The following is a 1,165-nucleotide window of genomic DNA, read 5'->3' as shown; positions in this document are numbered from 1 at the left end:
AGACGAGCTGATCGCTTTTTGATCAGCTTCTGCTTTGAAAATCAGCGGAGTCTGAAGTCAGCCAGAAATGGGCGGCTATTTCAGAGCATCCCTAGTTCCATTTCAAGTGTCGAGTGGCTGACTTTGAATTGCTCATGAAGTACTCGTTTTAAATCAGTCTTTACTCGTTCAATTTCGGGCAGGCTAGCCTTCTTGATGACAACGTGAGCTTCCAATGCAGTTGAATGTTCGGCAATTTCCCAGACATGTACGTGGTGAACACTCACAACGTCGTCCACTTGCTCCATGACATTGATTATATCAGTGATGGAAACTCCTTCTGGTGCGCCCTCCATTAACAAGTGAATGGTTTTAGGCAGCATGCTAAAGCCCTGCCAGAGCACGTACCCAGCAATCATCAGTGTCAGGACAGTATCCGTCCAGTACCAGCCATACAGAAGAATCAATGTTCCGGCAATAATAACCCCGACGGAGGCCAGCGCATCCGACACATTGTGCAGGAATGCCGCCTTTATATTCATGCTATTCTTAGACATTGTGTAGGTGAGCAAGGCCGTGACGACATCTACAATCAAGGCTATTCCCGCCACCACGACCACTGTCCATCCTTCAATGGGCTGTGGGGCAAAAAACCGACCTATAGCTTCGTAGATGAGGTAGAGACCAACGATAATCAGCGTGACCAAGTTAATCAAAGCCGCTATGGTTTCACTGCGTCGGTAGCCGAAGGTTTTAAAAGCATCTGGCGGTTTGCGACCGATTTTACGTGCGATGAGCGCAATAACCAGTGATGCGGCATCGCTCAAGTTATGTAGCGCGTCAGCTATGAGCGATAAACTGCCAGAAAGTATTCCTCCAACAACTTGTGCCAGAGTTAGCACAGTATTAACGCCAATGGCAGCGATTAAACGCTTATCGCCTATGGCTTCGGTGTTATGGTTATGTTCGTGAGTCATTGGTTTTTAACCGTCCTTAAATAACATAAGTCAAGGATAGGGAGCCCAAAAAAAGTAATAGATAATACTAGCACCAATACCATCTGGCCTTCCAAACCACACTGACAGAAATGGGACCACTCTCAAGCGAGTTCGTGCATTATCGTCTGAAACTTGCCGATAACTGGCCGATCCCTCTCAAACGTTAAACGACGTTGCTCGCTAATGAT

1 protein-coding gene is annotated in these 1,165 nt (G+C 46.9%); it reads right to left on the bottom strand.

Annotated elements, in window-relative coordinates; translation table 11 throughout:
- Window positions 1-80 precede the first annotated feature (80 nt).
- Window positions 81-956 carry a cation diffusion facilitator family transporter gene (locus BM275_RS21980; RefSeq protein ID WP_090523571.1) on the bottom strand — a complete coding sequence of 292 codons (876 nt, stop codon included), beginning with the start codon at window positions 954-956 and terminating at the stop codon, window positions 81-83.
- Window positions 957-1,165: the final 209 nt, after the last annotated feature.

This window comes from Stutzerimonas kunmingensis (assembly GCF_900114065.1).
Taxonomy (GTDB): Bacteria; Pseudomonadota; Gammaproteobacteria; order Pseudomonadales; family Pseudomonadaceae; genus Stutzerimonas; species Stutzerimonas kunmingensis.
The sequence above is the reverse complement of the archived record's forward strand: the minus strand, read 5'-3'. Positions and strand labels throughout refer to the sequence as shown.